The organism is Peribacillus sp. NPDC094092, assembly GCF_050279365.1.
Classification (GTDB): domain Bacteria; phylum Bacillota; class Bacilli; order Bacillales; family DSM-1321; genus Peribacillus.
Genome location: NZ_JBNNUC010000001.1, coordinates 923,060 through 946,704 on the forward strand (window position 1 = coordinate 923,060; position 23,645 = coordinate 946,704).

General features: G+C 41.7%; 20 protein-coding genes. All 20 read right to left on the minus strand.

From position 1 onward, the window contains the following. The 20 genes from miaB to ACQKNS_RS04415 all read right to left on the minus strand — a co-directional run bounded on the left by miaB (position 1) and on the right by ACQKNS_RS04415 (position 23,508). Positions 1-1,545, minus strand: a complete 1,545-nt coding sequence (gene miaB, locus ACQKNS_RS04320) for a tRNA (N6-isopentenyl adenosine(37)-C2)-methylthiotransferase MiaB (RefSeq protein ID WP_427641361.1) — start codon at positions 1,543-1,545, stop codon at positions 1-3. 324 nt (positions 1,546-1,869) lie between these two features. Then, complete coding sequence (gene tdh / locus ACQKNS_RS04325; protein WP_427642129.1) at positions 1,870-2,910, minus strand: L-threonine 3-dehydrogenase; 1,041 nt, start codon at positions 2,908-2,910, stop codon at positions 1,870-1,872. Between the two features lie 700 nt (positions 2,911-3,610). After that, positions 3,611-4,477 carry a 2-oxoacid:ferredoxin oxidoreductase subunit beta gene (locus tag ACQKNS_RS04330; protein ID WP_057278380.1) on the minus strand — a complete coding sequence of 289 codons (867 nt, stop codon included), beginning with the start codon at positions 4,475-4,477 and terminating at the stop codon, positions 3,611-3,613. Beyond that, complete coding sequence (locus ACQKNS_RS04335) at positions 4,464-6,221, minus strand: 2-oxoacid:acceptor oxidoreductase subunit alpha (protein ID WP_076366399.1); 1,758 nt, start codon at positions 6,219-6,221, stop codon at positions 4,464-4,466. Before ACQKNS_RS04335 ends, ACQKNS_RS04330 begins: the two co-directional genes overlap by 14 nt. Positions 6,222-6,438: 217 nt before the next feature. Next, on the minus strand, positions 6,439-7,374 hold the full coding sequence (locus ACQKNS_RS04340) for a dipeptidase (RefSeq protein WP_427641362.1): 936 nt from the start codon (positions 7,372-7,374) through the stop codon (positions 6,439-6,441). Positions 7,375-7,509: 135 nt separating this feature from the next. Beyond that, positions 7,510-7,770, minus strand: a complete 261-nt coding sequence (gene spoVS / locus ACQKNS_RS04345) for a stage V sporulation protein SpoVS (RefSeq protein ID WP_029281188.1) — start codon at positions 7,768-7,770, stop codon at positions 7,510-7,512. 174 nt (positions 7,771-7,944) lie between these two features. Beyond that, positions 7,945-8,742 carry a TIGR00282 family metallophosphoesterase gene (locus tag ACQKNS_RS04350; RefSeq protein ID WP_427641363.1) on the minus strand — a complete coding sequence of 266 codons (798 nt, stop codon included), beginning with the start codon at positions 8,740-8,742 and terminating at the stop codon, positions 7,945-7,947. Positions 8,743-8,891: 149 nt separating this feature from the next. Further along, entirely contained in the window at positions 8,892-10,451 is a 1,560-nt protein-coding gene (gene rny, locus ACQKNS_RS04355) for a ribonuclease Y (RefSeq protein ID WP_260284302.1), read from the minus strand. Positions 10,452-10,805: 354 nt separating this feature from the next. Next, on the minus strand, positions 10,806-11,852 hold the full coding sequence (gene recA / locus ACQKNS_RS04360; protein WP_427641364.1) for a recombinase RecA: 1,047 nt from the start codon (positions 11,850-11,852) through the stop codon (positions 10,806-10,808). A 346-nt stretch (positions 11,853-12,198) separates the two neighbouring features. Further along, a complete protein-coding gene (locus tag ACQKNS_RS04365) occupies positions 12,199-13,431 on the minus strand; it encodes a competence/damage-inducible protein A (RefSeq protein ID WP_427641365.1) in 1,233 nt (410 codons plus the stop codon). A gap of 22 nt (positions 13,432-13,453) precedes the next feature. Next, on the minus strand, positions 13,454-14,038 hold the full coding sequence (gene pgsA / locus ACQKNS_RS04370) for a CDP-diacylglycerol--glycerol-3-phosphate 3-phosphatidyltransferase (protein WP_427641366.1): 585 nt from the start codon (positions 14,036-14,038) through the stop codon (positions 13,454-13,456). A 164-nt stretch (positions 14,039-14,202) separates the two neighbouring features. Beyond that, positions 14,203-15,078, minus strand: a complete 876-nt coding sequence (locus ACQKNS_RS04375) for a RodZ domain-containing protein (RefSeq protein ID WP_427641368.1) — start codon at positions 15,076-15,078, stop codon at positions 14,203-14,205. 8 nt (positions 15,079-15,086) lie between these two features. Then, entirely contained in the window at positions 15,087-15,878 is a 792-nt protein-coding gene (locus ACQKNS_RS04380) for a DUF3388 domain-containing protein (protein WP_034313530.1), read from the minus strand. A 242-nt stretch (positions 15,879-16,120) separates the two neighbouring features. Continuing rightward, the gene (locus tag ACQKNS_RS04385; RefSeq protein WP_305159451.1) at positions 16,121-16,378 is read right to left on the minus strand and encodes a DUF3243 domain-containing protein; all 258 of its coding nucleotides are present in this window, start codon (positions 16,376-16,378) and stop codon (positions 16,121-16,123) included. A 79-nt stretch (positions 16,379-16,457) separates the two neighbouring features. Next, a complete protein-coding gene (ymfI, locus tag ACQKNS_RS04390; RefSeq protein WP_427641369.1) occupies positions 16,458-17,183 on the minus strand; it encodes an elongation factor P 5-aminopentanone reductase in 726 nt (241 codons plus the stop codon). 18 nt (positions 17,184-17,201) lie between these two features. After that, positions 17,202-18,488, minus strand: a complete 1,287-nt coding sequence (gene yfmH, locus ACQKNS_RS04395) for an EF-P 5-aminopentanol modification-associated protein YfmH (protein ID WP_427641370.1) — start codon at positions 18,486-18,488, stop codon at positions 17,202-17,204. Next, on the minus strand, positions 18,488-19,768 hold the full coding sequence (gene yfmF / locus ACQKNS_RS04400) for an EF-P 5-aminopentanol modification-associated protein YfmF (protein ID WP_427641371.1): 1,281 nt from the start codon (positions 19,766-19,768) through the stop codon (positions 18,488-18,490). Before yfmF ends, yfmH begins: the two co-directional genes overlap by 1 nt. A gap of 208 nt (positions 19,769-19,976) precedes the next feature. Beyond that, positions 19,977-20,936, minus strand: coding sequence for an ABC transporter permease (locus ACQKNS_RS04405; RefSeq protein ID WP_342604873.1), 960 nt, complete (start codon positions 20,934-20,936; stop codon positions 19,977-19,979). Beyond that, positions 20,937-21,980, minus strand: a complete 1,044-nt coding sequence (locus tag ACQKNS_RS04410; protein WP_427641372.1) for an ABC transporter permease — start codon at positions 21,978-21,980, stop codon at positions 20,937-20,939. Then, complete coding sequence (locus tag ACQKNS_RS04415; protein ID WP_427641373.1) at positions 21,973-23,508, minus strand: ABC transporter ATP-binding protein; 1,536 nt, start codon at positions 23,506-23,508, stop codon at positions 21,973-21,975. The genes ACQKNS_RS04410 and ACQKNS_RS04415 overlap by 8 nt, the downstream gene beginning before the upstream one ends. Positions 23,509-23,645: the final 137 nt, after the last annotated feature.

The following is a 23,645-nucleotide window of genomic DNA, read 5'->3' on the forward strand; positions in this document are numbered from 1 at the left end:
TTACTCCACCTCAATCGCCGTTGCTTCTTCAACCATATCCCCATTTAATGACCAAGTTTTCGTTCCGGTGATTTTCACTTTTACGATTTGGCCAATAGCGGATTTTGGTCCTTTGAAGTTCACGAGCTTATTTTTCGTTGTATAACCTGCTAATACTTCCGCATTCTTCTTGCTTTCGCCTTCAACGAGCACTTCAACAATCTGTCCATCATACTCTTTCATTTTCAATGCACACGTTTCATTGACAAGGGCATTCAAGCGTTGCAGACGTTCCTTTTTCACTTCCATCGGTACATTATCCTGCATTTTCGCAGCCGGTGTTCCCTCACGTGGTGAATAGATATAAGTATAGGCCGCATCGAAACCAACTTCACGGTATAAAGACATCGTTTCTTCAAAGTGCTCTTCCGTTTCATTCGGATAGCCCACAATGATGTCAGTGGTTAGCGATGCACTTGGAATAGCTTCCCTGATTTTTTTTACGAGCTCTAAATATTGTTCACGTGTATATTTGCGGGCCATGATTTTAAGTGTGTCCGTACTTCCCGATTGAACTGGAAGATGGATATGGTCAACGAGATTACCGCCTTTTGCAAGCACTTCAATCAAGTGATCATCGAAGTCACGGGGATGGCTTGTCGTAAAACGAATTCGCGGAATATCGATTTTGCGGATTTCATCCATCAAATCACCGAAACGGTATTCGATATCAGTAAAATCTTTACCATAAGCATTCACATTCTGTCCAAGCAGGGTTATTTCCTTGTAGCCCTGTGCCGCTAAATGACGGACTTCCTGTATGATATCTCCAGGCCTGCGGCTTCTTTCTTTCCCTCTTGTGTACGGTACGATGCAGTAAGTACAAAACTTATCGCAGCCATACATGATATTCACCCATGCCTTCGTTTTTCCTTTACGCACTTTCGGAAGGTTCTCGATTACATCACCTTCTTTAGACCAAACCTCAATGACCATTTCCTTGGAAAGATAAGCTTCATTAAGAATTTGCGGCAGGCGGTGGATATTATGCGTCCCGAAAATCATATCCACAAAATGGTGCTTCTCTAGAATCCGCTTTACAACTGATTCCTCTTGTGACATACAACCGCATACTCCAAGCAATAGATCCGGCTTTTCCAATTTCAACGATTTTAAATGCCCCAATTCACCGAACACTTTATTCTCTGCACCTTCCCGAATCGCACAAGTGTTAAGTAAAATGACGTTAGCATCATCCACCGTGTCTGTCGGCTGATAACCAAGCGCCATAAAGATGCCCGCCATGACTTCTGTATCATGCTCGTTCATTTGACAGCCATAAGTGCGAATGTAAAACTTTTTACCTTCTCCCATTCCGCGGAAACCTTCAGGAATTGCAAAGTCATCATGATATTCTACTTCTTCTTTTCCTCGCTTTTTCGCATCTTTTAAGGAAGGCGGAATATAAACGGCTTGAAAGTACTTACTGAAGTCCTTTTCGGATTTTTTGTCCGCTGGATTCTCAGCCTGTACTTGTTGTGATTCTAATCGTTGTTTCTCGTTCATCGTTAATCTCCTTTCAAAATAGTTAGTTTATTTCTTTCCCCAACTATTTCAAGACCTATCTTCTAATGGTTTTATTCGGATTCCTTTTTAGGAATTACCAGTAAATATTTGCTATTAAGTGTGATATATCCACATTATCATAGTATAAAGCTTTTAACAGCAAGAAACAATCATTCTGTCATGGCTTCTTGAATTGTAAGAAATTTTTCAAACAAATACCGAAAATAAGAACATGAAAGAAGAGGCTATGACGAAATTAGCCTCTCCTTCCCCTTTCAAGATTTTTCAAATGCAGACCATGCAATTTCCACCGTTTCCAGATGCTTAAGGTATCAAGAGCACCTTACCACACTGACCTTTAATCATCAGTTCAAATCCCTTTTCAAAATCGCTTAGTGAAAAACGGTGGGTAATCATTGGGTTTACATCAACCTTGCCACTTTCAAGCAGACTTGAAACCTGTTGCCAGGTAGAAAACATCTTCCTTCCGGTTATCCCTTGGACAGTAAGACCCTTAAATACAATATCCTCCGTTATATTAAGCGTGACGGGCTTAGAAGGCAGACTTAGAATGGATATCCTTCCACCATTCGTCGCCATCTTAAACCCCTGTTGGATAGCTGCAGGATTACCGCTCATTTCGCAAACGACATCCACGCCATCCGCACTTGTAAGGTTTTTCGTGATTTCCAATGGATCCTGTTTAATTGAATGAATGAGGTCTGTAGCCCCCATCTTTTTGGCCAGCTGAAGTCGATAATCATTAATATCCAGGGCGATTACTTTATCAGCTCCCGCGGCCTTTGCTACAGCAACCGCCATAAGCCCGATTGGACCACAGCCGATTATTGCCACCGTTTTACCCAGCACCTCGCCAGCTAGCACTGAATGGACTGCATTGCCCATCGGTTCTTGGATGGTAGCCATATCGAGTGGCATATCACTTGGATTTTTCCATAAATTCTTGGCAGGCAGAGCTATATACTCTGCAAAACACCCTTGTTTATCAACACCGATAATGTTTGTTTTTTGACAAATATGGAATTTTCCAATTAAACATTGCCTGCATGTACCGCAAACGATATGTGTTTCGGCAGATACACAATCACCAACTGAAATATTGCTGACTCTTGCTCCTATCTCGATTACTTCCCCAGCAAATTCATGCCCAAATACGTATGGTGGACTCACTCTTCCCTGTGACCAATCATCCCAGGTGAAAATATGAATATCCGTTCCGCAGATCGAGGCCATTTTCACCCGAATCAAGACCTCGTCATCACGAATATCCGGTATATCGACAAACTGTAATTGTGCCCCATAACCTCGGTGGTGTTTGACGACGGCTTTCATTTTACCTCTCAACATGTACATTCCCCCTGAAATAGGGCTGCTCTCTTCATCTACCTTAATATGTTAAAGATATGAAAAATGAATCACAAAAATACCATAATCGCTTTTGTACCGGCCATTTCACATTAATAATGATGATTTTTAGGGCATCCGTACATTTTTGTTAAATGGGGCATGTTTCTATAACATCTCGTCCCCTCTCGAATAAGATATCTTGTACAACAAAATTATGAAGGAGTGACTTATATGTCATGTGGATGCAATAATCACGATCATCATGATCGGGACCGCGATCGGGACAGAGATAACGATAGAATCGCAGACGATTTTTGTCGTGCTGTGAGGGGCTGCAATAGGCGCGACCGCGACCGCGATCGGCACCACGACCGGGATCGGGATCGGGATCGGGACAGGGACCGCGATCGGGATAACGATAGAATCGCAGACGATTTTTGTCGTGCTGTGAGAGGCTGTAATAGGCGCGATCGGGATCGGGATCGGGATCGGGACAGAGACCGTGATCGGGATCGGGATCGGGATCGCAACCGTCATTGTCGCAGAAGGAACCGTTGCAATCTCTTCTCATTCGGCTGTGGATGCAATAACGGTTGGTAATAAGCTAATTTAGAAAGGATAGTGATTCTTTCTTCTTGAGCTTCCCAATTCATCACAAAAAAGGCTCACCCCATCTCAGGGGTGAACCTTTTATTTTTTACATAAATTCAGCCACAAGCTTATCAAAGTGCGCTTGATCCAGTGTCAGATCGGATTTATTTAACGCTTTTTCAGCATATCCTGGCACTAATTCCTGGTACGAAGGGCGTGAAGAGTCTTGATAAATAATTCCTGTCACAAGGCTGTCATGTTGCATCAAAGTCTGCATGGCCTGTTCTTTATTTGATGAATCATAGCCTTCAATCGTATTCAATTTAGTCAAATTTTGTTTAAACCAATCATACGTATTGATCTTATTATATGTTACGCATGGAGAGAAAACATTGATAAAGGAGAACCCTTTATGGTTTATTCCTGCTTCAATGATCGCCGTCAGGTCTTTCAAGTCAGTGGAAAAACTTTGGGCGACAAACGTAGCACCAGCTGACAATGCTAATTCCATAGGTGAAACAGCTTGTTCTATCGATCCTTCTGGAGTGGATTTGGTTTTAAATCCAGCAGCGGACCTTGGAGAAGTCTGGCCTTTTGTCAATCCATAAATTTGGTTATCCATGACAATATACGTAATGTCGATATTACGGCGGATCGCATGGATGGTGTGTCCCATCCCGATTGCAAAACCATCTCCGTCACCGCCTGAAGCTATAACGGTCAATTCACGGTTGGCCATTTTTACTCCTTGGGCAATTGGCAGTGAGCGTCCATGTATACCATGGAAACCATAGGACTTGATGTAACCCGATATACGGCCTGAACAGCCGATACCGGAAACAACGGCCAAATTCTCCGGCTCCAATCCTACATTGGCTGCCGCACGCTGCATGGCAGCCTGAACGGAGAAATCTCCGCAACCAGGACACCAGTTAGGTTTTACATCATTCCGAAACTCTTTAAACGTTGCCATATTCGAACATCTCCTTGCATTGTGTGTGAATTTCATGCGGGAGGAATGGGTTGCCATCATATTTTAGGATGCTTTTAATTTTATTAACATGTCCAACATTCATCTTGATAATATTAGCCAATTGTCCAGTCGCATTATTTTCAATAACTACTACTTTCTTAGCACTTTGCACCAACGATAGGACTTCATCTGCTGGGAAAGGATGAATCAAACGGATATGCGCATGATTCACTTTCATTCCATCCGTTTCTAACCGGCCGATCGCTTCATCAATCGTCCCGCGTGTTGAGTTAAAGCCGAGAATTAATAAATCCGCTTCTTCATGCGGTGTGTTTTTGTATACTGGTGTTTGGAATGTGTTAGTTAAATTATTCAGCTTACGCATCCGTTTATCCATTTGCAATTTACGATTCAAAGCAGTCTCAGAAGGTCTGCCCGTTTCATCATGTTCAACACCTGTAACATGGTGAATTCCATTTTTCATACCAGGCACCACACGTGGTGAGACTCCATCTTCCGTTACTTCATAACGCTTGAAGTAAGATTTGTTTTCAGACTCTTCAATTTCAAAGTCAACCAATTTTCCGCGTCTTATCTCCACTTTGCCGTAATCAAGCGGCTGAACCGTTTGTTTACCTAATGATAGCTGTAGGTCGGATAAAACGATAACTGGACATTGATATTCCTCTGCAAGGTTGAATGCTTCTGCCGTATCATAAAAAGCTTCCTCAACTGTACTCGGGGCCATGACGATTTTAGGTATCTCACCATGTGTACCATAAATCATCGCCATTAAATCGGATTGCTCCTGTTTTGTAGGAAGTCCCGTAGATGGACCGCCACGTTGAGTATCTACGATGACAATTGGCGTTTCGGTAATGCCTGCTAAACCAATCGCTTCCATTTTCAAGGAAAGACCAGGTCCAGCTGAAGCTGTGATGGCACGTACACCGCCATAGTTTGCACCGATTGCCATTGTAGCCGCCGCAATTTCATCTTCAGTCTGAATGACCGTCCCACCAAATTGAGGAAGTTTTTTAATTAAGTATTCCATAATTTCAGAAGCTGGAGTAATCGGGTAAGCTGCCATGAAACGACAACCGCCTGCAACTGCGCCTAAAGCGATGGCGTCGTTACCAATCATGAACATTCGTTTTTGGCCGTCTGCCTTTTCCAGTTCCATTGCTCCCAGTTTTTCTCCAAGCAACACTTCCATTGCCTTATAGCCAGCAGTAATGGCATCCATATTCTTTTTAACGATTTCTTCACCTTTGCGGCCAAAAATTTCATCAACCACATCGTTGAATACGGAAATTTCCATTCCTAGAACAGCACATGTCGCACCGATCGCCACCATATTTTTCATTAATGATGTTCCTAATTCGGCTGCTATTTCCGTAAATGGAACAATATATAATTCTGCCTTTGTATCTTCTGGGCAGACAGGTTTGAATTTTGCATCTGCGATTATGATGCCACCCTCATGTAATTCTTTATAATTGACGTCAATTGTTTCTTGGTCAAAAGCAACTAAGATGTCTAAATCATCAGAGATAGCACGAGTTTCCGTAGTACTTACACGAATTTTGTTATTCGTGTGTCCACCCTTGATTCGGGATGAGAAATGACGGTAGCCATACAAGTAATAACCTAAGCGATTGAGGGCAATACAGAATATTTCTCCTGTACTTTCAATACCTTCACCTTGTTGTCCGCCAACTTTCCATGAAAGTTGATTGATCATGTCTTACACTCCTTTAGGACGTTCGTATATAAATGCATTTAACCGCACCTCTCTTCAGAACATTCAACTATGTATAATTAATCGTTCTATTTTAGGAAAGGTGTACTAAACGCTTTCAATTCTATCGGTTAAATCATTAAATTGCAACCTTTTTGCTTTTATTTTTTATATTTTCAGAATATTAATTCATATCTATATAGTAAGAATTGAAAATCACTTAAGATATTACCTTTTCATGCGGAAAATTACGAGTGAAATTATCAAAAAGGAGTCCTTTTACAAACTCACTGGAATAAAGCCTGTTCAGTTCATTGATTAAGTTATGATAATCCTTATATGACATTAAATTTTCTACCATATGATCGATTCCATCGAAGTCAGACCCTAACCCAATTTGTCTTTCCCCGCCCAAACTGCATATATGTTCTATATGTTTCAAGATATCCTTTATGGTAGCCGAACCGCCATTTGAAAGAAATTGCGGGACAAAGGTTACGCCGATCACCCCATTTTTCTGCAAAAGGGCTTTTATCTGCCCGTCCTTTAAATTTCGTGGATGCGGACAAAGATGATGAGCATTCGAATGGGAGGCTATTGGGAATTTCGCCAACTTTAGGGTGTCCCAAAATCCAGCTTCAGATAAATGGGATAAGTCACACCAAATTGACTTATCGTTCAATAGGTCCACGACCTCTGTTCCAAACCCTGTCAAGCCGCCCCCTCTTGTTTCTAATGCCCCATCCGCTACCAAGTTGGCGTAATTCCAAGTTAGACCTACGGAGGACACTCCAAGGTGAATAAGTGTTTTCAGTTTCAACAAATCATTTCCGATGCAATCGCACCCCTCCAAAGTTAGCATTGCACCTATTTCCTTTTCTTTTAAAGATTCGATGTCTGCCTTAGTCTTTATAAATTTCATTTCCGGCTCTGATAAAATCTTTTCATGAAAAATATCCACCATCGCCAACGCGGCTTGAAACCTCATATCAGGGTGTACCTTTTCAGGAATATATATTGCAAAACATTGGACCTTTCCCCCTTCATCCAATAATCCTCGCTTTGTTATATGTAATGTATCACTATTCGTAAAAGAAATATCCGGATCGATGAACATTTTCATCAGCACATCACAATGTGCATCAAAAATCGCCAATGTAATTCCCCTTCCTGTATCTTTTTTTAAAATTATATATTCCATTATAAAGGGACAGTGATTTTTCGTCATTCGGATTTCAGGACAAAAAAGAGCCTGCTCGCCATCCGACAAACAGGGCACCCAAACATGAAATTATCTTGGTTCAATGATTAGTTTTATTGCCGTTCTCTCTTCGCCATCAATAAGTATATCTGTAAAGGCAGGAATACAAATCAAGTCGACTCCACTAGGTGCGACAAACCCTCTCGCGATTGCTACTGCCTTGACGGCTTGATTTAACGCACCTGCACCGATAGCTTGAATTTCGGCTGCTCCTCTTTCCCTGAGCACTCCCGCTAGTGCGCCTGCTACAGAATTAGGATTAGATTTTGCTGAAACTTTTAATATTTCCATTCCTAGTCCTCCTTGTTTTCCCTGCCGATTCTAACTTGGCTCAATAGTTATAACACTTTCCACTGCTACTATATTCATCAAGTAAAACTTGTATGACAAAGAAAACCGGGATTGTCCACCATTTATTAATGAATGGAAAAACGGATGGACAGTTTGACTGTCCATCCGTTCGAATCATTGATAAAATGGATGATCTTCGTTAATCAGTATCCTTTCTATTTTTTTTGCCTTGCCGGTTTTATCATCAATTTCAAGGAGAACCCCGCTTAAAAGTGTCCGCCCCTCTTTTGGCACTTCAAAACGAACAGGAAGGCTCGTTAGGAACCGATGGATGACTGCCCCTCTTTCCATACCAAGGATGCCATCATATGGTCCTGTCATGCCTACATCTGATATGTAAGCGGTGCCTGCAGGTAATATACGGTTATCGGCTGTCTGGACGTGTGTATGTGTACCGACAACGGCTGTAACCTTCCCATCCAGGAACCACCCCATAGCTTGCTTTTCACTTGTAGCTTCTCCATGAAAATCGACAAAGATGATCGGTGTCTTTTTTCGGGCCTCCGCCACGAGTTCTTCCGCCTTTTTGAATGGGCAATCCAAATCAGGCATGAAAGTTCTCGCTTGCAAATTGATGATCGCTATTTCATGATGATTCAATTTTAAAAATTTCATTCCTTCTCCAGGTGCCCCGTCTGGAAAGTTAGCTGGACGGACAAGATATTTCGCTTCATCAATAAATTTGAAAATATCACGATTATCCCATGTATGGTTTCCCATCGTCACCGCCTGCGCTCCCCACTCTAAAAAACTGCGGTAAATCTTTTCTGTAATTCCCCGGCCACTTGCTGCATTCTCTCCATTGATGACCGTGATATGCGGGCGATACTTTTCTTTTAATTTAGGAAGGTATTCTTGGATCATGTCACGACCAGGAGACCCCACTACATCTCCGATAAATAGCAATTTCATTGTAAAATCCTTTCTAGATTCACCTAATAATATGAATTATTCAAGTATGTATTGTAACATAATTTGGGGTAATTATAGGAATCACTTACGACCAATAGCGGAAATAGAAAAAACGAAGTGGTTTGCACCACTTCGTCTTTCATTAACAATTATTTAGCGTATTCAACTGCTCTTGTTTCACGGATGACCGTGACTTTTATATGACCTGGGTAATCGAGCTCTTCTTCAATCCTTTTCCGGATATCACGTGCGAGTCGATGGGCCGAAAGATCATCGATTTGTTCTGGTTTCACTAGAATCCGAACTTCTCGTCCGGCTTGAATCGCAAAGGATTTTTCCACTCCATCATAGGATTCGGAAATTTCCTCTAGTTTTTCAAGTCTTCTAATATAATTTTCAAGCGTTTCACTTCTAGCTCCCGGTCTTGCAGCTGATAATGCATCAGCGGCAGCCACAAGCACTGATATGATGGAAGTTGGTTCCGTATCGCCATGATGTGAAGCGATGCTGTTAATGACAGTTGGATGCTCTTTATATTTGGTTGCTAACTCAACGCCAATTTCAACATGGCTTCCTTCCACTTCGTGATCAATCGCTTTCCCAATATCATGCAATAAACCTGCACGGCGGGCAAGAACTTCATCCTCACCAAGCTCAGCTGCCAGTAAACCGGAAAGCTGGGCCACCTCAATTGAATGTTTAAGTACGTTTTGCCCATAACTCGTACGGAACTTCAAACGTCCTAGTATTTTGATGAGATCTGGATGGAGACCGTGAACTCCAACTTCAAATGTTGTTTGTTCACCAATTTCACGAATATGTTCATCTACCTCACGTCTTGCTTTGTCAACCATTTCTTCAATGCGAGCCGGATGGATCCGTCCGTCTTGAACAAGTTTCTCAAGAGCCAAGCGTGCCGTTTCCCGTCTAATTGGATCGAATCCGGATAAAATGACAGCTTCAGGAGTATCATCAATAATAAGGTCAATACCTGTTAGCGTTTCTAACGTCCGGATATTTCGGCCTTCACGTCCGATTATCCGTCCTTTCATTTCATCGTTTGGAAGATTTACTACAGAAACGGTGGTTTCTGCAACATGATCAGCCGCACAACGCTGAATGGCAAGAGAAAGGACTTCTTTTGCTTTTTTATCAGCTTCTTCTTTGGCACGGGTATCACTTTCTTTAATCATAAGCGCTACATCGTGAGCCAGCTCGTTTTCCATTCGGTCGATAATGATTGCTTTAGCTTCTTCACGAGTTAAACCGGAAACACGTTCAAGCTCTGTTTGCTGCTTACGAACCGTCTCGTCCACTTTGCTTTCCATCTCTTCAATATGCTGTTGTCTTTGGTTTAGAGAATCTTCTTTTTTCTCCAAAAGGCTCTCACGTTTGTCTAACGTTTCATCCTTGCGGTCCAGATTCTCTTCTCTTTGCAATAACCGATTTTCTTGTTTTTGTAATTCGTTCCTTCTTTCACGGGCTTCCCGATCCGAATCGGCACGAACTTTATGAATTTCATCTTTTGCTTCCAACAAGGCTTCTTTCTTAAGTGCTTCCGCTTCACGTTTTGCATCCTCAAGGATGTGTTCTGCAGAGCCCTTTGCCCCTGCTATTCTACTCTCAAATTTTGATTTGTGAATAAAATAACCAACAACTGCACCGACGATTAGGCCAAGCAAAGTGAAGATGATTGTCATGGGTTCCATCGTTTCACCTCCCCTTGCTATGAACTTTTTACATAAAATGTTGAACTGTCGGCAAGTACATTGCACATAAATTCAATATACAGCACTTAATTTTCAAAATTTTAGTTTGAAAAATTGTAAAATATACATATTAATTGTATAGTTGAGAATTTTTATTGTCAAGCGTTTGTCCCTTATGTATCAATGATTATTCAAGTTTTCTTAATATCAACCATCATAATCTACAGCATTCATTATGGGAGAAGTCAGTAAATCTGATTTCAATGCCCTTTAATACGCTGAAAATTCCCGCACTTTTCTTAAAATATACATAAAAGGCCTAAGCGAACAAGCTTAGGCCTTTTCCAAATATCATTAATCAAGCAAATCAAAATGCTCTTCTGGTTCATTGTCTTCTGGCGGTAATTCATGCTCTCCATCGAGATTATAGTGATCTCTGATTTTCTGAGAAATTTCCTTAGCGATATCCTGATTTTCTTTCAAGAACAGCTTCGCATTTTCGCGACCTTGTCCGACACGCTCTTCATTGTATGAATACCACGATCCGCTTTTAAGGACGATATCAAGATCTGCACCCATATCGATGATCTCACCTTCCTGTGAAATCCCTTGACCATACATGATGTCAACTTCTGCTTGACGGAATGGTGGAGCAACCTTGTTTTTTACAACTTTGATTTTCGTTTTATTACCGACGATTTCATTACCTTGTTTTAATTGTTCCGCACGGCGCACTTCCAGACGAACAGTTGAATAGAACTTCAATGCCCGGCCTCCCGGGGTCGTTTCCGGATTCCCAAACATAACACCGATTTTTTCACGGACTTGGTTAATGAAAATGGCAATGGTATTTGATTTATTAATGGAACCAGACAGTTTTCTAAGTGCCTGAGACATCATCCGGGCTTGAAGACCCATATGGGAATCTCCCATTTCGCCTTCGATTTCAGCTTTAGGAACAAGTGCTGCCACCGAGTCAATGACAATGATATCCACCGCTCCGCTTCGAACTAGCGCTTCAGCGATCTCTAAGGCTTGTTCACCCGTATCAGGCTGTGAAAGCAGTAACTCATCAATATTCACACCCAGTTTTTCTGAATAGGCTGGATCTAAAGCATGCTCGGCATCAATGAATGCAGCCGTGCCTCCAGTCTTTTGTACCTCTGCAATAGCATGTAATGCAACAGTCGTTTTACCGGAGCTTTCAGGTCCATATATCTCAATGACCCGGCCTCTTGGATAACCGCCCACTCCCAATGCTACGTCCAATGCTAAAGAACCGCTTGAAATCGTTGAAATCCTACGATCTGACTGTTCCCCAAGTTTCATAATAGAACCTTTACCAAATTGTTTTTCAATTTGTTTTAACGCCATATCTAAAGCCGCTTGACGATCGCTCACTCAATTTCCTCCTCTATATTCAAATAATCGGCTGCCCGATTAAAGGTGTACTTCGTTAGCCATTATTTGAGATCAAGGTTTGCCCCCTGTCTCAAAACCTATCTTTACTATATACTCTTTTTACTATTTTGCCAAGCAAAAAGTCGAACATTCATTCGTTTTTTTCTTTCGGGATATTCTTTGTAAAAAAACGTTTTATATATAGGAAATCTCCATTTCGTTTCACTTACTCCCCCAAAAAAACATTTTCATTGAATTAACTTTTTTCTTTTTCCCCTATTTTTCAAGAAACAAACTTCTAAAACCAAATAAAAAGCAGAGCTGTGAAAAGCTCTGCTTTTAGCGTTTATAAATCCCTTAATAGGTAATGACAGCCGTACTTCACACTCCGAATACGGTTTTGCGCCCTGCTTCCTGAAAGATTCAACTCCTTGAAATGAGTGTTTCCATCCCGATAGGAAATGCCAATAAATACTGTACCTACAGGCTTGCCTTCTTGTTCATCCGGCCCTGCAACGCCCGTAAAGCTTATGCCTACATCCGCATCGAGCTTGTTACGGACATTAGAGGCCATTTCCATTGCACACTCTCCGCTGACCACCCCATACTCGGATATGGTATCGTCACTGACACCGAGGACATTAGCCTTCGCATCATTCGTATAGCAGACAATTCCGCCTTTGAAGACTTTACCGGCGCCCGGGATGGTTGTCAGCTGTTCTTGGAACATCCCTCCGGTCAAGCTTTCAGCTGCCGCAATCGAAAGCTTGCGGACCGTTAGTTCTTTTACAAGTTCCTTTATTAGCGAAGTATTATCACTACCATAATGGAACTTGCCGACCCTGCTAAGAATTTCTTTTTCCGCTTCCAAAATAAGCTCTTCGCATTTTTCCTTAGATGAGTCTTTAGCGGTGATCCTTAACGTCACTTCCCCTTCGGCTGCCAGCGGAGCAATTGTCGGATTCGTTTGATTGACAAGGAGATCTTCAATCACCGTTTCCAGTTCGGCTTCACCTATACCGTAGAACCGAAGGACCTTGGAATCGATCCGTTCATGTTTTTCCAATTTATTCATGATCTTTTCATAACCATAACTTAAAAACATCGGCTCCATTTCACTTGGCGGACCCGGTAGAAGCATATATGTAATCCCAGATTTGGACAAGACCATTCCCGGTGCCATCCCATGATCGTTTGCCAACACTTCACTGCCTTCTAAGACAAGGGCCTGCTTTTTGTTGTTTTCCGTCATCGGACGTTCCCGTTTTTGGAAGTAAGCTTCAATGGATTGCAAAGCTTCATCATTAAAAACGAGCTTTTTCCCTATATGGCGAGCAATCGTTTCTTTCGTCAAATCATCTTTGGTGGGACCAAGTCCACCGGTAAAGACAATCAAGTTCGCCCTTGATTCGGCGATTTCTATAGCTTGTTGTAAACGGCGGTCGTTATCCCCGACCACAGTATGGTAAAAAACGTTGATCCCCATTTCCGCAAACTGCTGCGATAAGAATCTTCCATTAGTGTTATTGATTTGCCCTAAAAGAAGCTCTGAGCCCACTGCAATGATTTCTGCATCCATCTTTTCAAAACCACCATTCGTTTTACTTTGAATTAACAAATACTTCTTTGTTTTTTATAAAATAATCCAAACCTGACCAGATTGTAAAGATTAATGCAATCCATAATGCGATATTGGCAAAAGGAAGTGAAATGAGGGCAAATGGAAGGTTGTGCAGCAATAAGGCCGAAATAGAAACAATTTGTGCCCATGTTTTAATTTTTCCAAGCTGGTTCGCTGCAACCACTTCCCCTGTACCCGCTAATACCAAACGCAATCCGGTGACTGCAAACTCGCGACTTATGATCACGATGGCAATCCAGGATTGACCGTACATTAAATCAAGATCGACCAAAACGATTAAGGCAGCCGAAACCAGAAGTTTATCAGCCAATGGATCTAAAAATTTCCCTAAATCGGTAATCATATTATATTTTCTGGCAAAATGGCCATCGATCCAATCCGTAGTGGAAGCGATAATAAAGAGGATGGCCCCAGCCAGGTGCGCCACTGGCAAACTGTATTCTCCCCAAGTTAGCGTCCCCCATGAAAAAGGAGCGAGCATGATGATTAAAAACACTGGTATTAAACAGATTCTTGCTACTGTGATCTTATTAGGCAGATTCAAAACTTTTACCTCCAAAATTCACGCCTGCCATTCTGGCAATGCGTCTTAGACTAAAATAATGCTTATATGTATAATTTAACTCAAAATCCAATCTTATATGCCGGATATACCATTTACCGCCGCCTTACTATTATATAGAGCAAAAATAGTCATCTATAAGATGACTATTCGGCTTTCGTAAATTGTATCGTAACCAATTGCGTATTCACTTCAGTCGGTGAAATGGAATACTCCAGCTTCTCATCATTCACATAAATCTCAGTTTCATATGCTCTGCCTATATTGATGACAGCTTCTTTCTCATTGGTGAAATCAATTTCCTGGCTTTTGTCCTTGTCGATAGTGCCCTGGAAAAGTAATTTACCTTCACCATTTTTTATGCCTACCCAAGGTGAACCTTTGGAGGTCACCTTTAATTTAAAGGTATCGGTATTTTTTAATTCATACGTACTATTTTTACCGCTGGAACTGGTGACGGCAAGTTTTTGCTCTTTCTTTTCATCCTTGACAACTGCATCATCTTCATTCTGTTTTTGGTCTGCATTCTTTTCTTCATTATTAAACTCTTCACTTTTATTGTAATCCACGGCATCGCTCTGTTTTGCGTCCTTTTTGTCATCGTTATCCGGATTACTCATATAATTCAATACCAGCACCCAAATCAATACGGCCGCACCAATGACTAAAACGGCAGCCAAGATCTTTGGTAACATTTCTACAACCTTCGAATCTCCTGCCGGCATGGTTTTCCGGGATTGGACCCTTGAAAGCTGTTCTGGCAATTCCTCGCTGTAGACCGATGGTATCTCACTTTTATATTGTTCGAAAATCTCTTCTGAATCCAGTCCGACCGCTTCACAATATTGCTTTATGAATGCCCGAACATAGAACTTCCCAGGCATCATGCTGTAATTTCCCTCTTCAATGCCAATGAGGTAACGCTTTTGAATCTTTGTTAATTCCTGCAAATCATCCAAGCTAAGACCTTTGGCTTCCCTAGCTTCCTTTAATCGATTACCTAACTCAGTCAAATAAAACACCTGCCATTTTAAAAGTCAAAGGAACCAAAATCGGACCCTGAAAACTGATCTTTTTGGTCGACAACTTCATATGTTATTTCTTCTTCAGGATTGTTTCGCAATTCAATAATATAATCAAAGTCTTCAAGCGTATACTCCGTATTTTGGACAAAAACATCCGGATGTTCGATTACTTTGACAGCGTCAAGCCTCATAATTTCCCGAATCAACTGCCAATGACGCTCATTTGCACGGCGAGTGGAAACAATTCCATCTAAAATGAACAAATTGTCATTATTATATTCATCCTCAATAAGCTGACTGCGGATAGTCTGCTTCAAAAGGGTCGATGACACAAACAACCATCTCTTATTGGCGCATACACTCGAGGCTACGATAGATTCCGTTTTCCCGACACGCGGCATCCCACGTATCCCAATTAATTTATGACCTTCCTGTTTAAATAGCTCGGCCAGGAAATCGACAAGCAAGCCTAGTTCATCACGAACAAACCTAAAGGTGTTTTTCTCATCGGCATCACGCTGAATATAGCGTCCATGCCTGACTGCGAGGCGATCACGCAATTTAGGTTCCCTAAGCTTAATGACCTTTATCGTATCCATCGTCCGGAGGATCGACTCGAATCTTTCTATATTACGGCTGTCTTTCGCCAACAAAAGTAAACCCCGCCTGCCTTCATCGACCCCATTGATGGTGATGATGTTAATGGAAAGCATACCCAGAAGGGATGAAATATCCCCTAATAAACCGGGACGGTTGACTTGAATTTCATATTCAAAATACCATTCTTTATTATCCACGATAACACTCCTTAAGCCTAAAAGTCTTTACCCTTTCATGGGCAAAAAACTTATCCATCGTAAATTTTCAAGGTCTGAACACTTTAATATTTATTGTCTAGCTTCTATAATATAGCATTTCGTGATAAGTTAAAAGGAAAAACCCTAGAAAAATATTCATTTTTATATAAGGGAATAATTAGTCATCCACTTCAATCCAAAAGGCCCTGTTATTTAATAACAGGGCCTTTTGGATTGATATTTTACTTTGTTCCATTGTTCTCGACTAACTTGACCATGACGCTTGCCATGGCATGCTTTTCTTGATCGCTTGCGACCGACCAAAGATCAGCAAGCACTTTCTCTTGATCATTCTGGGGCTCAACCTGATTAGCCAGGTAATCACCAATTTCGAAAGCCAAGTTGTTAACAGCACTTTCTGACAAACCTTGTTGTTCACCTTGATTTAATCTGTCGCCTAAGAAATTTTTCCATTGATCCCAATTGTCCAGTACAGACATGAATGGTCACCCTTTCCTTCAAAGTAGTACATAGATATTTTGTGAAGGAAGCGAGCAAATTATACATGTCTAAAAAAAATCATGTGTACCAACCGCCGTTCACGCCTAAGATTTGCCCGGTTATATAAGATGACTTGTCGGAAAGCAAATAATATACGGCCTCGGCGACCTCTTTGGAATGCCCCATCCTGCCCATCGGGATATCGCCTTTGATGATCTCGAGGTCTTCCGCACTGAATGATTCGAGCATGGAAGTGGATATCGCACCGGGAGCAACGGCATTCACCCGGATTCCATTGAGCGATACCTCTTTGCTGAGCGCCTTGATAAAAGCATTTTGACTGCCCTTGACCATAGAATATAATACTTCACAAGAGGCACCTGTCTGCCCCCAAATCGATGTGACCGCAACGATGGCAGCCTGATCTTGGTACATAAGCTTTGGAAGCAGTTCCTTTGTTAATTGGAAAGGGCTCGTTACATGCAGCTGAACCATTTCATTAACGATTGCCTCATCCATGTCCGATATAAGCCCATAATAGCTATTGCCACTATTAAGGACGATTGCATGGAGGGCAAAAATATTTTCTGCCAATTTCTTGTATCCATCCGGTGAAGCCAAATCGGCTTGAACCGGAATAAGTTCAACTTGATGAGGCTTCAATTCTTCAATCAGTTCAAGTATCGCTTCTTCATTGCTGTTATAATGTAAATAAAGTGAGTAATTCTCCTCGGCAAGCTTTATAGCGATTTCCCTGCCGATTCCTCCGCTGGCTCCAGTAATAAGGGCAAAACGTTTCCCCACATTGCCGCCCCCTTTATATTATTTAGGAAGTACCTGGCAGACAGTCATCCGTTGATCGGATATTAAGTCCTCGGCGACCTCCCTGATATCTTCGATCGTTAGTTTTTCCAATACCGATACAACATCGAACAAGTTCATATCATTGAATGCATATCTGGTGAATTGATTCGCTATATATTCCGGCGAGTTGAGGGAACGAAGGAAAGAACCGATTTTTTTCTTGATTGTCCTTTGCAGGCTTTCTTCATTCAGGCCAGTGCCGGTTTTTGATTTTTGCAGGATACCAAATAAAGACTCCGTCAACTCATCAGGTTTGGCACTGTCCCCGCCAATTAACGCAAACCCAAAACCTTGTTCCTGTGTATAATCATAAGAAAAGCTTTGATCGATCAACCCTTCCTCATATAGCTCCTCATGCAAAGGTGAACTCTTGCCAAACAGCATTTCCAAATAAATATTGGTCGCCAGTTCCCTTTTCAAAAGCTGTAAACCGGATTGATGCACATTGGTGGCCTTGATGCCCAGCATCACTTTTGGTGTCTGGACATTCATCCTTAAGACTTCCTTATCCTTGGCAACGTTTTCCGGCTCTTCGTCGAATTTACGTTCCACTGCAGGTTGTTCGTTGTACCCTTTATTATTTTGATTATCCCGAATCAGTTTCATGGTGCTTTCGACATCCACCGGTCCTACAACGAATAGGAGCATGTTGCTAGGATGGTAAAACGTATTATAACATTCGTAAAGCATATCCTTCGTAATATCCGCAATGGATTCCACAGTACCGGCAATATCGATTTGCACTGGATGTTGATGATACATATTGGCTATCGTCCCGAAATATAATCGCCAGTCTGAATTATCGTCATACATATTGATTTCCTGCCCAATGATTCCTTTTTCCTTCTCTACCGTCTTTTCCGAAAAGTAAGGATCTTGGACAAAGTCAATTAAAGTTGTTAGATTCCTGTCGAAATCGGACGTGCTGGAAAATAAATATGCCGTACGGGTGAAAGAAGTAAAGGCATTTGCAGATGCTCCCTGCTTTGAAAATTGCTGAAAGACATCACCATCTTCCTTTTCAAAGAGTTTATGTTCAAGAAAATGGGCGATCCCATCAGGTACTTTAGAGAATTCCGTTCCATTCAATGGTTTGAAATGATTGTCAATTGAACCATAATTCGTCGTGAAAGTCGCAAATGATTTATTGAACCCACTTTTTGGAAGAATATATACTTCGAGACCATTATCCATTTTTTCATGGAAAAGTTCTTCTTTCAATTGAGTGAATGCTATTTTTTCCATTACCCTTGCACCTCCGCTTCCGTTAGGAAATAAATCGTATCAAGCTGAATCTTTTGACCGACGGCTATGATTTCTTCCTTTGTCGTCTGCTCTGTTTTTGCAAACCAATCGTCGAGTGATATATCCTGCCCGGAAACCACATTATGATATAAAATTTCCACAAGCCCTCTCGAAACGTCAATGGTTTCAAGGAGTTGGTTCTTAACGACCGCCTTCGTCTGTGACAGTTCTTCTTCGGAAAAGTTCCCTTGCTTCATTTCCTTCATTTGTGCATGGATGATATCCAATGCCTGCTTGTAGTTGGCATTCTCAATGCCTGCCATGACCATTAAAAGTCCTTTATGACTTTCGAGCCTTGAAGCTGCATAATAAGCAAGGCTGGCTTTCTCCCTGACATTAATGAAAAGTTTCGAATGTGAAAAGCCACCAAAAATCCCATTGAATAGCTGAAGAGCATAATAATCCGGATCACCGTATGCAACTTGGGTTCGGTAACCGATATTCAATTTACCTTGTTTCACATCCGCATTTTCAATGATTTCTTTTTCCTTCTCCACTACCTTGCCCGGCTTACTTGGCAGTCTCACAGGCACTCGTTCTTGCAATGACACATACTTGTCAGCAAGAGCCTCCACTTCCGATTCATCAATGTCACCGATTACATATAAATCGATTTCATCCTCCGTCAGCACCTTTTTATAATAGGCGTAAAGGGATTCTGGAGTTATCGTTTCCAAGTCTTGAAGATTGCCGCTCGCTTCTAAAGCATATGGCTCGTTTTTGCACATTTCCTCTACAAGGCGTGTTGCTGAATATCGCATCTTGTCATCGGAAATGGATTGAATCCGCTGTTTCAAAGAACGGATTTCATTTGAAACCGTTTTAGAGTCAAAGGCTTCGCCGTTCTTCTTCGGATTAAAGATCACTTCTGATAATAACCCAAAAGCCTTTTCGAGAAGCGGGGTTGAATCACTAAGGAACTTTTCATTTACGATATCAATCGTAAAACTTATGATTTGATATTCTCCTTTTTTAGCTACATCGACATAAAACCCTGCTCCATACAAATCATCAAGATAAGATCGAAGCTCGGGTGTAGTAGGGTATTTACTTGTATTACTTTGTAACACATATGGCAGCAATGCACGATATGTAACGTCCTCTTTTGTCAACGGGGCTTTCATCTTCAGCACGAGAGTATTGGTTTTATATTTATCCGTCTGGACCACATGAAGCTTGTAGCCGCTTTTTTCCGTAATTGTATCGGAAGCAATAGACATGAATAATCCTCCTCATTATATAAATCACCATTATTAGCTTATTGTTTGTAGATTGGAACCCTTTTAAACATCTACTTAAAATATACATGTGAAAGGAAAAATCATGCAAGTCACAACTACTTTTTTTAGATTTCACCAGCCCACCTTCACTTATGGCTCGATCTTAAAAGAAAACGGCCAGCAAAGTTTTGCTGACCGGTTAAAAAATTTATCTTTTCCCTTTGATGTATGGCTGTCCGGATGCCTTCGGAGCATCTGCACGTCCAATGAAACCAGTAAGTGCAATGATCGTCAAAACATAAGGAGCGATCAAGAGGTAAACCGACGGAATATCCTTGAAGAAGGGAAGGCTCGAGCCAACGATACTTAAACTTTGAGCCAAACCAAAGAATAACGCTGCGCCCATCGCCCCGATTGGGTGCCACTTACCAAAAATCATGGCGGCAATGGCCATGAAACCTTGACCATTAATTGTCGCATGATTGAATTCATTCGAAAAGATGGTGGCATAAATCGCTCCGCCGATACCGCCAAAAGCACCAGATAATAAAACGGCGGCATAGCGGATTTTCGTAACATTGACGCCCATCGTGTCAGCAGCCATCGGATGCTCACCCACTGCACGGACCCTTAACCCGAATGGTGTCTTATAAAGTACATACCAAACGACAAAGGATATTAGGATCGCTATATATACGATATAGTAACCATTTGCGAAAAAGATGGGACCTATAAATGGGATATCGCTTAGTAACGGAACATCAATCCTTGGGAATGTTTCTGTGATTCTATCGGTTTGACCTTTGTCAAAAATCAGCTTCACCAAAAACATGGTCAGCCCAACTGCCAACAAGTTGATGGCGACCCCACTGACCGTTTGGTCCGCCCTGAACGTAATGCATGCCACAGCATGCAGAATGGAAAACAGCAAGCCGGCAATCATTGCCGCTAAAACTGCAAGCCAAGGAGTCCATTCCCCAAATACATCAGCAAACATTAAGTTAAAAACAATCCCTGTAAAGGCACCAATGACCATCAATCCTTCTAAACCGATGTTTATGACACCTGCCCGTTCAGAAAACACTCCTCCGAGTGAAGTAAAAATAAGTGGAGCAGCTAGAGCAATCATAGATGGAATAATAATTTGTAATACTTGGTAAAAATCCACTTATTTCACCCCTTTCTTAAATCGAGCGGCAATCCAACGAATAAAATAACTGGATGCGACGAAGAAAATGATCAACGCTATGACAATATCTACAATTTCACTTGGTATGCCGGTTTCTAGCGGCATATTTAAGGCACCTGCTTTCAGTCCCCCAAATAATAAGGCTGCCAGCACAACACCAATAGCCGTATTCGCTCCCAGTAAGGCTACTGCAATCCCGTCAAAGCCCATACCTGTGAACCCGCCTTTGACTGCAGCATAACCGAAAGTTCCAAGGCCTTCCATCGCACCCGCAAGCCCTGCAAACGCACCTGAAATAACCATGGAGAGTATGATGTTCTTATTTACACTCATCCCTGCATATTCGGACGCATGCTGATTAAAACCTACCGCTTTCAGTTCAAAGCCCGTTTTTGTCCTTTCAAGAAGGAACCACATGATGATCACGCAAATAATCGCAACAACTATTCCCCAATGCATCCGGGAAAAATCCGTAATGCTTTCGAAAAAAGGAGACCGCAGTGATGCTGTATCAGCAATTCTTTCTGTTTTATCCAGTTTGTCAGTCATTACATTCCTAATTAAATAATTCGTCACATATAAAGCAGTATAATTCAACATGATAGAAACGATTACTTCATGTACGCGGAACTTAGCTTTTAAATAACCAGGGATAAATGCCCACAACGCGCCAGCAGCTGCACCAGCCAAGATGGCAAACGGCAAATGGATGATCCTTGGAAGATCAAAAGCAATTCCGACCCAAACTGCCGCCAGCCAGCCTACAATTAATTGCCCTTCCACCCCGATATTGAATAGGCCCGTACGGAAAGCAAAAGCCACTGCCAAACCAGCAAGGATATAAGGGATGATTGTCCTGACTGATTCCCCTACATAATAAGAATCCCCAATAATTCCATTTATCATGGAGCCATAGCCGGCAACTGGGTCATAGCCGCTTACTAACATGATAATGGCCCCAACGGCTAAGCCGAGGATAACTGCTATTAACGGACTCGTTAATTTAGATAAATACTTAGACATGTTGTTTTCCACCTGCTTCCGTCCGTTTACTGCCGGCCATAAGAAGGCCAAGCTCCTGTTCAGTCGTTTCTTTCGGATCGACGATTGCGACGATTTCCCCTTCATATATAACGGCAATTCTATCGCTCACATTCATGATTTCTTCCAATTCAAATGATATGAGAAGTACCGCTTTTCCTGCATCACGCTGTTCAATTAGACGTTTATGGATAAACTCGATCGCTCCGACATCAAGGCCGCGTGTTGGCTGTGCGGCAATCAATAAATCCGGGTTCCTATCAACTTCCCGGCCGATGATCGCTTTTTGCTGGTTTCCTCCAGAAAGCGCCCTTGCCGGGGTATATTCACTCGGGGTGCGGACATCGTAACTTTTGATCAATGAACGGGCTTTTTCGAATATTTTCTTTGAGTTCAGGATACCGGCTTTTGAAAAGGGCTTTTGATAGTAGGTTTGCAAGACAATATTTTCCCCAATGCTGTAATCGAGTACCAAACCATGCTTATGTCTGTCTTCTGGAATATGGCCGACACCTGCTTCAGTGATTTTACGCGGCTTAAGATTCCTGATCTCTTTTCCATTTAGCTTTATCGAACCTGCTGTTGTCTTCCTTAGGCCAGCCAATGCTTCAATTAGTTCGGATTGGCCATTCCCATCTACACCAGCAATACCGACGATTTCTCCTGCACGGACAGTTAAATCCAAATTCCGAACAGCTGAAACGCCACGGGAATCCTTGACTTCCAATTCCAGAACCTCAAGAACTACATCAGAAGGCGTAGCTGCCGTTTTTTCCGTCTTGAATAGAACTTCCCTACCGACCATTAAGCTGGCCAATTCATTGGGATTCGTTTCGTTAACATTCACTGTACCGATTCCTTGCCCTTTGCGTATAACCGTTACCCGGTCACAAACCTCCATGATTTCCTTAAGTTTGTGTGTAATTAAAATGATAGATTTCCCTTCTTTGATAAGGGCTTTCATAATAAATATCAATTCCTTGATTTCTTGAGGAGTCAATACAGCGGTCGGTTCATCAAAAATCAATATCTCCGCACCACGGTAAAGCGTTTTAAGAATCTCGACACGCTGCTGCATCCCTATTGAAATATCGGCAATTTTTGCGTAGGGGTCAACACGAAGCTGATATTGTTCTGATAGTTTCCTAACTTCCTCGCTGGCTTCTTTCAAATCGATCTTACCCGCTTTTGATGGTTCTTTTCCTAAAATGATATTTTCCGTTACTGTAAAAGGGTCAACGAGCATAAAATGCTGATGGACCATCCCAATCCCTAAATCATTGGCAATGTTAGGACTGGTAATCTTGACTGGCTTGCCATTCACACGAATTTCTCCCTGTTCAGGCTGATATAAGCCGAATAAAACATTCATCAAAGTGGATTTACCCGCGCCATTTTCACCTAATAATGCGTGAATCTCCCCTTTTTTAACCTGAAGGGTAACGTTATCATTTGCGACGATGCCGGGGAATTCCTTACGGATATTGAGCATCTCAATTACATATTCCACGTATTATCAACTCCTAAAATGAGTGTAAACATTCTTGATTCATTTATTTGCTGCTATTAACTTAATGATTTTAAAAAAAATCAAATGAAAAACTACAATTCTATTCATAGTTTTTCATTCGATATTTTTCAGTTGGG

What these genes read in the sequence shown, in the direction of transcription:
- miaB (WP_427641361.1), bottom strand. Translation starts at nt 1,545, where the DNA reads ATGAACGAGAAACAACGATTAGAATCACAACAAGTACAGGCTGAGAAT.
- ACQKNS_RS04330 (WP_057278380.1), bottom strand. Translation starts at nt 4,477, where the DNA reads ATGGCAACGTTTAAAGAGTTTCGGAATGATGTAAAACCTAACTGGTGT.
- ACQKNS_RS04335 (WP_076366399.1), bottom strand. Translation starts at nt 6,221, where the DNA reads ATGATCAATCAACTTTCATGGAAAGTTGGCGGACAACAAGGTGAAGGT.
- spoVS (WP_029281188.1), bottom strand. Translation starts at nt 7,770, where the DNA reads ATGGAAATATTAAAAGTTTCAGCAAAATCTAATCCTAATTCTGTAGCA.
- ACQKNS_RS04350 (WP_427641363.1), bottom strand. Translation starts at nt 8,742, where the DNA reads ATGAAATTGCTATTTATCGGAGATGTAGTGGGGTCTCCTGGTCGTGAC.
- rny (WP_260284302.1), bottom strand. Translation starts at nt 10,451, where the DNA reads ATGGAACCCATGACAATCATCTTCACTTTGCTTGGCCTAATCGTCGGT.
- ACQKNS_RS04365 (WP_427641365.1), bottom strand. Translation starts at nt 13,431, where the DNA reads ATGGATGCAGAAATCATTGCAGTGGGCTCAGAGCTTCTTTTAGGGCAA.
- ACQKNS_RS04385 (WP_305159451.1), bottom strand. Translation starts at nt 16,378, where the DNA reads ATGTCTGTACTGGACAATTGGGATCAATGGAAAAATTTCTTAGGCGAC.
- yfmH (WP_427641370.1), bottom strand. Translation starts at nt 18,488, where the DNA reads ATGGAAAAAATAGCATTCACTCAATTGAAAGAAGAACTTTTCCATGAA.
- yfmF (WP_427641371.1), bottom strand. Translation starts at nt 19,768, where the DNA reads ATGTCTATTGCTTCCGATACAATTACGGAAAAAAGCGGCTACAAGCTT.
- ACQKNS_RS04410 (WP_427641372.1), bottom strand. Translation starts at nt 21,980, where the DNA reads ATGTCTAAGTATTTATCTAAATTAACGAGTCCGTTAATAGCAGTTATC.